Origin of the sequence: Xanthomonas cissicola (assembly GCF_008801575.1) — a bacterium.
GTDB lineage: Bacteria > Pseudomonadota > Gammaproteobacteria > Xanthomonadales > Xanthomonadaceae > Xanthomonas > Xanthomonas cissicola.
Genome location: NZ_VZPL01000057.1, coordinates 19,558 through 29,801, shown reverse-complemented (window position 1 = coordinate 29,801; position 10,244 = coordinate 19,558). Strand labels below are relative to the sequence as shown.

The 10,244-nt window shown below is 65.4% G+C and carries 10 protein-coding genes and 1 pseudogene; all 11 read right to left on the bottom strand.

The window, feature by feature from the left end:
* Positions 1-469 (bottom strand): annotated as a pseudogene (locus F7R02_RS19025) (integrating conjugative element protein); the annotation flags it as partial.
* A gap of 10 nt (positions 470-479) precedes the next feature.
* Positions 480-1,445 carry a TIGR03756 family integrating conjugative element protein gene (locus F7R02_RS19020; protein ID WP_151210151.1) on the bottom strand — a complete coding sequence of 322 codons (966 nt, stop codon included), beginning with the start codon at positions 1,443-1,445 and terminating at the stop codon, positions 480-482.
* Positions 1,442-1,780: a TIGR03757 family integrating conjugative element protein gene (locus F7R02_RS19015; protein ID WP_425478585.1), complete on the bottom strand. Its 339-nt coding sequence runs from the start codon at positions 1,778-1,780 to the stop codon at positions 1,442-1,444. The genes F7R02_RS19020 and F7R02_RS19015 overlap by 4 nt, the downstream gene beginning before the upstream one ends.
* A 270-nt stretch (positions 1,781-2,050) precedes the next feature.
* Positions 2,051-2,545 (bottom strand): JAB domain-containing protein, encoded by a 495-nt coding sequence (locus F7R02_RS19010; protein WP_026006815.1) that lies wholly within the window; start codon positions 2,543-2,545, stop codon positions 2,051-2,053.
* Positions 2,546-2,729: 184 nt separating this feature from the next.
* Positions 2,730-3,335, bottom strand: coding sequence for a DsbA family protein (locus F7R02_RS19005; protein WP_425478586.1), 606 nt, complete (start codon positions 3,333-3,335; stop codon positions 2,730-2,732).
* A gap of 174 nt (positions 3,336-3,509) precedes the next feature.
* A complete protein-coding gene (locus tag F7R02_RS19000; protein WP_078591398.1) occupies positions 3,510-6,374 on the bottom strand; it encodes a conjugative transfer ATPase in 2,865 nt (954 codons plus the stop codon).
* Complete coding sequence (locus tag F7R02_RS18995) at positions 6,374-6,817, bottom strand: TIGR03751 family conjugal transfer lipoprotein (protein ID WP_026006813.1); 444 nt, start codon at positions 6,815-6,817, stop codon at positions 6,374-6,376. The genes F7R02_RS19000 and F7R02_RS18995 overlap by 1 nt, the downstream gene beginning before the upstream one ends.
* The gene (locus tag F7R02_RS18990; protein ID WP_078591399.1) at positions 6,798-8,228 is read right to left on the bottom strand and encodes a TIGR03752 family integrating conjugative element protein; all 1,431 of its coding nucleotides are present in this window, start codon (positions 8,226-8,228) and stop codon (positions 6,798-6,800) included. Before F7R02_RS18990 ends, F7R02_RS18995 begins: the two co-directional genes overlap by 20 nt.
* Positions 8,218-9,144: a TIGR03749 family integrating conjugative element protein gene (locus F7R02_RS18985; RefSeq protein WP_078591400.1), complete on the bottom strand. Its 927-nt coding sequence runs from the start codon at positions 9,142-9,144 to the stop codon at positions 8,218-8,220. Before F7R02_RS18985 ends, F7R02_RS18990 begins: the two co-directional genes overlap by 11 nt.
* Positions 9,141-9,830: a PFL_4703 family integrating conjugative element protein gene (locus tag F7R02_RS18980; RefSeq protein WP_078591401.1), complete on the bottom strand. Its 690-nt coding sequence runs from the start codon at positions 9,828-9,830 to the stop codon at positions 9,141-9,143. Before F7R02_RS18980 ends, F7R02_RS18985 begins: the two co-directional genes overlap by 4 nt.
* Positions 9,827-10,237, bottom strand: coding sequence for a TIGR03750 family conjugal transfer protein (locus tag F7R02_RS18975; RefSeq protein ID WP_015471976.1), 411 nt, complete (start codon positions 10,235-10,237; stop codon positions 9,827-9,829). The genes F7R02_RS18980 and F7R02_RS18975 overlap by 4 nt, the downstream gene beginning before the upstream one ends.
* Positions 10,238-10,244 lie beyond the last annotated feature (7 nt).

Here is a 10,244-nt window from a genome sequence, read left to right as displayed (position 1 = left end):
CGCGGCACGTCAGCTTCGAGCGGTCGAAGTCCAGGCGCGCCTGCAGCACGCCATTTGTGAGCAGGTTGTACAAGCCTGGATCGGCGCGCTGGATGATCAGCGCAGGCAGGGACGCCACGGCGCTGGTAGCACTCTGGATCACGTTGCTCATGATCTGCTGAAAGCCGTTCGTGACACCGTTGAGCTGGTTCTTCAGCGTGGTCTGGATGTTCATGTCGCCGCAGATCAGGTTGCTGTTCCAGCCCGCACCGACTCCGATCGAACGCATGCCTGCCGCGCGGCCCATGGACACCGCGCTGCCACCACCAATCGAATACATGACCTCATCGCCGATGACGGGGCCGCTGGCCTGGAAGCCGGTCTGCGCCCATGCGAGGCCGCAGCCCAGGGCAAGCGCGCCGGCCAGCGCCGTGGTGCGCAGCAGGCGGCGTGCCTTGGTAGAGAGATTCATCAGTTCAGGACGCTTCATCGCCGTATCCTCAATCGAAATCGACGCTGCCGAGGAACACCTGGCCCCGGCGTTCGCAGCACACATAGGGCCGCCACAGCGCCCAGGCGTAGTCGCCTTGCCGGGCTTGAGTGGTTTGAGTGGCTTGAATCAGGGAGCCGCCGCGCGGGAAGACCGTGCAGGACGAGGACAGCGCGGGCGTGAGTTCCTGCCACTTGCCGGTCGAGGCATTACCCTCCATCAGCGCGCCGGCAGGCCAGTAGCCGGGCCGCGAGTTTGCCAGCAGCGGCTGATAGACATGGACCTGCCCGCGGCGCGTGACCACATCCCCCGCGCGTTGGGCCACCACGGCACCAGCCTTGTGGTCGTCTGTCTGGTGCAGGAAGCCGCCGCGCGGATAGACGTTGCCCCAGAGGTTCGACGTCGAGCGCGCGCCGATCTCGCGCATGCCCGGGGTCAGCGCCTCCGGGTAAGCCATCTCGGGCACGTTGTAGCGCCAGGCCAGTGTGTCCAGGGTGCTGAGCAGATACGGCATGAACGCCATGCCAGCGCCCTCGCAGAAATAGCCCGAGGACGACGCGAACTGGTTGAACACCTCGCCGCCGGGATGGCCGATGACATCGGCGTTCTTGAATCGCGCGAGATTGTTCTCGTGGTCGTCGTTAGTGATGCCGTCACCACCCGCGCGAGCTGTCGCGTTGGAGGCGCTCATCGCACGCACCTCGGTCCAAGGATTTTCGCCAGTGTTGTTGTAGCTGGAGACGACCGCATCGGGAATGTAGTGGCGCACTTTGACGGACGTGCGCACCGTGCAGCCGCTTACAGTGCAGTAGAGCCAGTAGCAGATGCCCACCACCCGGTACTCCAGGCAATCTGGCGATGCCACTGAACCGACGATGGTTGCGGTATTCAATGCGTAGCTCGCTGTGGTGCTGACCAGCAGCAGCGAGGCCACCGCGACACGCAGTCGGCGCAACGGGTCGAATGGGCGGATCACGGCTGTGTCCTCCGATGCTGTTCGATTCGCGCGATGGCACGCGCCACGTCCGGCTCGCCATAGACCACATAGCGTCGGTCCACCACGACGGCCGGGATGCTGGTGATGCCCAAGCTCCATGCGTCGGTGACGCCTTGGTATGCGGAAGCGATGCGGTGCTGAAGGTCGGCACCGCCTTGGTTCAACCGGCGCCTGGCGATGGCTGTTGCCTGATCGGGATCGGCGGGCAGTGCCGCAGAAAGCTCAGCTTCGATCCGCGGCGCTTCGTCCAGCTCGATCAGCCGCTCGCCGCCCATGGTCCTGACCGGATGACGGCTGTCGGTGATGACCAGCACATCGGTAGCCAGTGTGGCCGGGCTGAATGCCACCAAGGACGCAGGCAGCACGACGGCTAATCCAAGGGCTCGCAAGCCTGGCGCGAACCTGAGAAAAGATGCTGGCATGTCGCGTGCCCCGGAAGTTGATCAGGGCGATAGTCAAACGCCGAACCCGATGCGACACGCACAAACAAAGCGCATCGCGGGCACCCCACATACCAGATTATTATCTCGCCGCGAAGAAAAAACGGGGGCCGAAGCCCCCGCAATGATCAATGAAGCGATGGGCTACAGCAGGCCGCGCTCAGCGAAGGAAAATGGAGTTCCCTTGCCGATGATGATGTGGTCCAGTACCCGAACATCGATGAGCGCCAGTGCAGCTTCCAGTTGGTGGGTTAGCGTGCGATCAGCGTTCGACGGTTCAGTGGCACCCGAGGGATGCTGGTGCGAAAGAATGACGGCGGCAGCGTTCAGCGCCAATGCACGCTGCACGATGACACGCGCGTGAACCGTGGCCGAATTGATCGTGCCTCTGAACATCGGTTCACAGGCCAGCACTTGGTGCAGATTGTCCATGAACACAACGACGAATACTTCGTTGGGCTCGTCGACCAGCTTCAGACGCAGGTAGTCCCGAACGTCTGCTGGCCAGTCGAGACGCGGGCCGGCTTTGAAAACACGCTGTTCCAGCAGCGCGATGGCTTGCTGGATGATCCGGTCCTCGTGCTGCGCAGCGACGACAGAAAGTGACTCCACGCAGGAGTTATTGACGGCGAAAGGCATGACGAACCTCCAGATGTGAGATAGGGGGGCGCACGCCCCTGAAGGGCAAGCCCTCCGGGGTATAGGAATAACGGAACAGGATGCATCCACCACCGCGGCTGCGGTGATCGTTCGCGGCCAGGATGCGAGGCGAACGGGTAGCGGTCAGCGCAGCGGGCTGCGCCGTAGCCTCAAGGACCGCAGGCTACCTGGGCATGTCGCCGACAACGTCGGCAGGCATTTCGGTGGTGGGTGTGTCGGCCGGGTCGTCAGCCGACAAAATGTCCATGGCCGACAGCAGGGCATCGCCCTCAATCGGCCCCTGCAGCAGGATGGCCTGACCGGTCTGGCGATCGTGCAGCCTGACCGATGGCGTGGCGGTCACGCCGCTCTTCGTCGCTTCCGCGGCCTGGGCACGGATCGCCAAGTCTGGCCGCTCGCTCGCCAGGCACTGCTCGATAGCGGGCGTGAGGTCGGGATAGCGCAGGCCAACGGGCAAGCCCTGGCCGTCGCTGCGCGTATGGGCATAGACCCATTCGATGGTCTGCCAAAAGGCAGCATGCCCACCCACCTCAGCGGCGCATTCGGCTAAACGTGCTTCGGCTGACGCAGCCGGCTCATGCGCGGCCAGCGGCATGTGCTGCCATTGCAGGGCCACGTCCGCGTTGACGCCCACCCAGCGCTTGAGCAGCGGGAAGTAGGAGCGGCAGAATGGGCATTCGAGGTCCCCATAGAGCGTCATGGTGAAACGGCCCTCGGGGTTGCCCAACTGCCAGGGAGGCCCAGCCACCTGTGCGGTGTTGACCGCCACGGGAGACTGCGTCGTGGAATCGCCGGACCACCTGGACGAAAGCCAAATCAGCAATAGCGCGACCAGCGCGGCGGCCAAGCCCCAGAGCCAGCGAGGCCGCCAGCGCCTGTGGCGGAATGCCCGCACCTGTATCGGGATGGAAGGACGTCTGGGCGTCATGGTTCTCTCCGGCGGCTATTGGGGCTGGTCCAGGGTCGGCGACTCGATGCCGCGCGCCTGGTCAATCTTCTCGGCCACCTTGAAGGCGGCGTCCAACTCGCTGATGCCGAACTGCTGCATGAGCTGGTAGCGCTCGGCTTTTTCCTCGGGTTCGGTTTGCGCGAGCGCGAGGTAAAGGCTCGGTGGCACGGCCCGGAAGAGCACTTCCATGTTCTTGGACAGGATGACGCCCTCGGTGAATTTGCCGGCCTCCTTGCGGGCTGACAGCATCAATGCCTTCTGCGCGGGCGAGAGTTCGCGGAAGCGCGCAATCTTCTCCACCTCGTCCGGTGGCATCGACAGGCAGATCCACCATTCGATCATGTTGAGCATGGGCTCCGCGGCACGCGGCAAGTCGTCGATGTTCTGTGTCGCCAACCAGAACCAGGCGCCCAACTTGCGCCACATCTTCGTGATCTTCACGACGTAAGGGGCAAGCAGCGGATTCTTGGTGATGATGTGCCCTTCATCGGTCACGTTGACGATCGGCCGCCCGAGGTATTGGTCGCGCTCGGCGATGTTGTTGACGGTGCTGATCAGGCTGATGTAGGCGATGGAGAGCTGCGCGTTGTAGCCTTCGCGGGCATAGGTGGCGAGATCGACCAGCGTGATGTCGGCCTCGGGCCACGGCGTGCCGGGCCGGTCGAACATCTCGCCATCGTTGCCCTGGCAGAACATGTCCATTGCGTCGGCCATTTCCAGTAGGCGCACGCGCCGCGTTTCCGGCAACGTCGGGTCCTGGCCGCGGGTGCGAAGCGCGTTGCGCACGTCGCGCGTGAGTACCGTGCGCCCGTCGGCCACGCAGTGCTCGGCCGCATCGAGGATGCACTGACGGATCAGCGAGCGATCCGCGCGCGTCATGCGCGCCTCCTCTTTGTCCTCGCCGCCGGTGATCATGAGGCGTGCGGTGATTTCCAGTTCGCCTAGCACGTCGCGCTGCTCGTCCGCCTCTGTGGCGTCGGGTGGCCGGTCCTCGTCCAGCGCATCGGCATCGAGCGTCTGCACGTCGCTCGGCGTCTCGATCAGGCGACGTGCGTCAGCAAAGGGAGCCAGGCTCACGTCCACCCCGGGTGCGAGCTTCACGCGGTGGACAGTCAGTCCGAGCTTGCGCGCGAACTCGGCGAACAGCCCGAAGCTGTTGCCAGCCTCCACGATGAACAGGCGCGGCCGGTAGATCGCCGTGACCTGGTTCAGTAGGTTGTTGAGCGTGGCTGACTTGCCCGAACCCGTCGGTCCGAACAGGAAGAGGTGGGCATTCATCTGCCTGTCAAACCTGTTGAGGGGATCGAAGGTGATCGGCCCGCCGCCGCGATTGAACATCGTGATGCCGGGATGCCCTGTGCCCTGGCTGCGCCCCCACACCGGCGATAGGTTCGCGGCATGCTGCGCGAACATCAGTTGCGTGTACCACTTCTTCCGATCCAGGCCAGGGTTGTAGCAACACGGCAGCCAGCGCAGATAGCTGTTGAGCGGCGCCACCTCGTCTTCCTCGCGCACCGGCTGCAAGCCGGCGTTGAGCATCACGTTCGCGAGATCGAGGCCGCGCCGGTCCAGTTCTGCTTCGTCGTGCCCACGCAGATAGAACGCCAAGCTGCCTCTGTAGAGCTTGTGCGCGCTGCCGATCATCGAGCGCGCCTCATGCACATCCTTGAGCGTCTGCTCGGACGCAAGCGTCTCGCCCACAGCCTTTCTCGCCAGGTGGTTCAGGTCTGATTCGAGGACGTCCTGCGGCGTTGCGACCATCGTCAGGCACATCAACGTGTCTTCGGGCATCTGGTCGAACAGCGTGTTGATCGCATCGCCCTTGCGGGTTTCGCCGGTCAGGTGCCCCGTGCCCGGTGGCATGCGAAGCCGGTCAGTGACGAGCACGCGGTGCGGCATCCCGTCGAAATACCAAGCGCCTTGCGCGACGTCGGAACGTGGTTGCCCAAAGAACATCCGGTGGCTGAAATCCCGCCCGCTCGCCAGTTCGATCTCGCCGTCCTCAGCTTTGTCGGGGTAGCGCGCCAGCGCGAAGAAGCGCTCGCGGTCCTCGGCACCAGGACCAAGCAACTTGGGATTCGGGTTGAACCACCGCAGTAGCCAGTCGTGAATGTCTGCGGCGACCATGCGCCGGGCCTCGATGCCAGCGTTCGCCAGTCCTCCGCACAGGCGGTCGCAGACGATGTTGAGCATCTGCTCCGGGGTCTGACCACGGCGGCTCGTCTGTCCGATGGAACGGCGATAGACCACCATCCGTACACGCCGAGTCTGGCCGCGCCAGCGCAGCCGCGTGACCACGGTGTCCTCGAACAGGCCGCCCGGCTTGGCCACCGCGCGCAGGTGATGGCTGAAGAAGCGTAGGTAGAACTCGGTGAATGCCGTATCGCGGGCACTCGGCCGCACGTAGTCGCGAAGGGTCTGCATGTACTGGTCGAAGCTGGGCTCGTCCTGGGCGTAGAGCTGGAGCACCCAAGGGTTCTCATCCAGTTCATCGAAGCTGTCCTGGAGCGCATTCTCCAACGCGTCGCGGGCATGCGCGAGCCAGCCGGGTTCCCGGCCCTCGGTGCCCAACGGCACCAGCTCATAGAAGGCCGCCACCGATTGCCCGTCCTCCAGCAGCATCGACTTCGACTCGGGCAGGAACTCCACCCAGGGCAGCAGTTCCACAAAGGACGGCGCAACGTCGTACAGCGCCTGCTCGTCGGCCACGGTCGCCGGCCTGTGACCCTGGACCGCCGCACCGGGTTCGGGCAGGCCAGCTTGGCGCAAGGCCTCGACATGGCGCAGCCAGCCGTCAGACGGCTCGTCGTTTCCGTTCGCTGCGGCGGCCAGCTTGGGCCAAGGGAGTTTCCACCGCATCAGTAGTCCTCCACGCGCTCGCCCGGCATGGCGTACTGGATGCGTTGGTACAGCGGAAACACGGTGCTGTAGCCCGGAACCGGCACGGGGTCCGTGCCCGCCAAATGGGGGAATACGTACATCACCAGGTCTGGATTGGGCAGGCGCTGGAACTGGCGATAGACCTCGTTGCGCGCCGTGCGCGTGTAGCGCATCTGCTCGGCGGGTGCGGCCTGCACGTCGGCGTCGGTCAGCGGCCGGCGCAGGCTCTGGCGCGCGTCGAGCAGCAGGCGGTGAGCCACTTGGCCGGCACCACCCACCGCGCCGTCGCCGGTCTCCTGCTGCCAGATATCCATCATCGAGCGGTCGCCGTGGGTCAGCAGATCCTCCTTGCTGGTGGCGCAGCCGCCCAGCAGCGCGAGGAGGAGGGCCGGCGCAAGGCCCTTAGTCAAGTTCGAGAGCATGGTTTTCTCCTGCGCGGTGATCAACCTTGCGACCTTCGGGATCGAAGTCGATGGCGAGCGGCTTTTCGAGGTGGACGGCGACTTTGGCGCCGGGCTGGACATACACTGCGGCGAATGCCTGGCCGTACAGCTTGTTGACCCAGTTCGACATCTCCTTGACACCGCCTGCGAGAATCCGGTCGACCGCTTCCTGACCGCTGATGCCCACGGTGCCAATAGAGCCGTCCGAGCCCACGTAGGACATCTGGCCGCTGTCGCTTTGGATGAGCGAGGCCACGCCGGCGCCGGCCGCCGTGATGAGGGCTTGCGAGCCGATGTACTGCTGCGCATTGCTGCGCCGCTCTCCGCCGACGCACGGGATGCCGTAGGGATCGCTGATCCAGCCCAGGCCCCCACTTTGAGCGTTCTGCTGCTGGTTGTTCTGCGGATTGCCCTCGCGGTCCTCGGGGATCGTGCGGATCGTTCCATCATGAAAGACGAAGGTGATGCTGCGCACCTGGCCGCGCACGCATGACAGCGTCCAGTCCCCCGAAGCCGTGCCGCTGAAGACCGCACCGGCCACGTCAGGAATGTCGATGCCGTTGGCGGTGAGATTGTCGGGGCCGACGAGGACTTTGAAGGGGTACGGATCGTTCACGGTTCCGTCGATCGGGACGCGGCCAATCAGCGCCGTCATCGCCACCGACCCCATGAGCGTCGAGTTCGTCGGCACGGTATAGACGGGTTTGGTGCTTTTGGCCCGGGCGGAGCCCTCACTCGCCTTCGGCACGGTTTCCGCCGTGGTGTCCAGCGTGCTCTGCGCCGGGCCGAAGCTCGTCGGGAAGTTGTTGCCGCCACCCGTACCACGGTTGCCATTGCGTCCATCGACGGGCTTCTTATCGTCTGGATCCACCCAGCGCATGCCGCCTTCCATTCCGGCCTCGTCGCCGTCGCGCAGCCCCAGGCCCACAGGCATATCTGTATGGCCGCCCCCGCGTCCGCCGATGCTGTCCAGACGCTGCTGCAAGTCGGCGAGCAGGCCCTCGGTCTGCTGGCGTTCACTGGCCGCCTGTTGCTGGTCGCGGCGCAGGTTGGAGCGCTCGGTCTCCAGCGCCGAGTTGATGCGCTGGTCGATCGAGTTCTCGCGCTGGCGCAGCCGCTGGTTCTCCTCGCGCTGGGACTTGTTATCAGACAGCGCGGTCTGAAGCTCGGTGCGCAGTTGCTTTACCTGGGCGACGAGCGTTGCCACGGTGTCGCGCGGGGTATCGCCTGCAATGCCCAATGCCTTCATTTCTTCGGGCGTGAGTTGGCTACCCGTCTCGGCTTGCGAGGGTGCCGACGACCCTCCGCCCGAGAACAGCCGAATGCCGAAGAACAGCACCAGCAGGGCCACAGGAATCATCAGCCACTTCAGGAGTCCGTTACTGCGCATGGGGAGCCTCCTTGCCGTCCTTCGGATCCTCGACGCTGGCTTCCGGCTGCGGCAAATGCGTGGCCGGGTCGAAGCGGTGGAGGGCGGGCAAAAGCGACTGCGTGATGCCTCGCCCGCGCGTCACCAGGTACAGGACGGTGGTGTCCTCGGGCGTGCCGCGCGGGCCGAGTGCCTCATGCTGGAAGGTGGCAGTGAGGAAATCGCCTTGCAGCACGCGCGGGTCTAGCGTGATCCAGCCGGCGTCGGTGTTGGTGAGGCGCACGGCCGTTACCCATTGGTCTTCCAGCCGCCACGAGGCGAGTGCGGTGGCGCGCACCGGCAGGGTCGGAATCAAGGTGCCGAGGTCCAGGTCACGGCGCAGGTTGACCCGCATGACGCCCGGCAGCGGCTCGACCGTGCGCAGCGGTGCGTATAGGTTCTGCGCGGCAAAGCGTGTAAGGACTACCGAGATTGGCGTTTCGCGCCGGGCTGACTGCGCGGCCGCCTGGCGATTGGCCGGTGCTGGCACTTCGTCGGCATCGGTCGGCTGATCGCCGTAGCGCGCGGAGGGCACATCGCCCTCGACGATTCGCACCGGCTCCAGCGCAGGCTCGCCATCCTTGGCCGACTCGGCAGCAATGTCCAGCAGGATCAATGCCCCGGTGTCGGCGTCTTGCAGTTGCAGCCGCGTGGGTTCGATCGGCTCGTTCGCGCGCAGGTACACTGCGCCGCCAGCGCTCTGCACGCGCAGGCGCTCGCCCACACCCGCAGGCACGCCCACGCGGACGTTCCGGTCGATAAACACGATGCGTTCCTGGCCGACCTTCAGTGGCACCGCAAGCGGCATGCGTTCCCAGCGCATAATCTCCAAGGCCTGGGCGACGGGAGCCGAGGCCACGGCCAGCAGTCCCAGCAGCGCGAGTACAGGGTGCTTCATGGTGTTTCTCCTTGGGGCGCTTGCGGAGACAGGCCGCCAGCCGCTGGGCGGGAGGGTTCTGGTGCGCTGATGCGCTGGGGCGTGCCGTCGTAGCAGTCCAGTGCCAAGCCGAACGGGTTGTGCGAGGGGTCGACGTCCACCCGCGTGACTTTGATGGGGTAGCGCACCAGGGCGCGCTTGACCTGCTCGGCGCCGTAGTACTCGTCGGCGCTGATGTCCAGCGTCACCACCCAGTCGCGGTCGGAGACCACGCGCACGCGGGCATTGGGATCATCGCCATAGCCGCGGCCAGGGATTTCATAGATGCCGCGCACGCGGTGCCGCAGTTCGCCCGTGCTGCGCCGGTAATCGAAGTCGGCACGCAGAAAGGCGTTGCAGGACGGTGTGAGGTACGGCGAAAGTGCGTGCAGGTTGCGCGGGTAGTCTTCCTCGCCATTGGTCGGCCAGCGATTCAATTGCTGGAACACGTAGAACGTGAAGGAGTAGACCGATTCGGGCGGGACCTCCCACCACTTGCGGGTGCTCCCCGAGCGCAAGTCCGGTGGGACGTGGATCGTCAGGTCGCGCGGTGCGCTCCACCAGCCGCCGCCCATCACGAGGGCGAGGATAACCAGCGCGCCGGCGCCCAGTCGCAGCGTCTTGATGTGCGCCTGCAGGTGGGTGATCTCGTTCTTGAAACGGCTCATCGTGCGCCCCTTTGCATGGACCGGCGGGTGGACCAGAAGCCCGAGCGCGAGATCAGCATATGGCCGCCCACCCAGCTGGCCGCGAGCGGATGGCGCGTGGCGATCCGCCACTGCAACTGCCGGTACAGCCAGGTATCGGGCCGCCCACGCTTGAGGCGACGGAGGATGCCGCCGCCGATGAACACGCCGAGGGCCACGCCCAGGACGACGAACGTGGGCGCGAGTGCGATCGTGCGGAACACCCAGGACAGCGGCGCGCCGACCAGCAGGCCGGCGCCGCCGGACAGACCGCAGCAAATCCACAGCTCGTCGGCGGTGAGTCCACGCACAACAACGGGATGGCGGTTGAGCCGGTGCGGAAGGAACGTCACCGTCCCGTCGGCACGGACGTGCTGGTGTTCGGACATGGCCCGC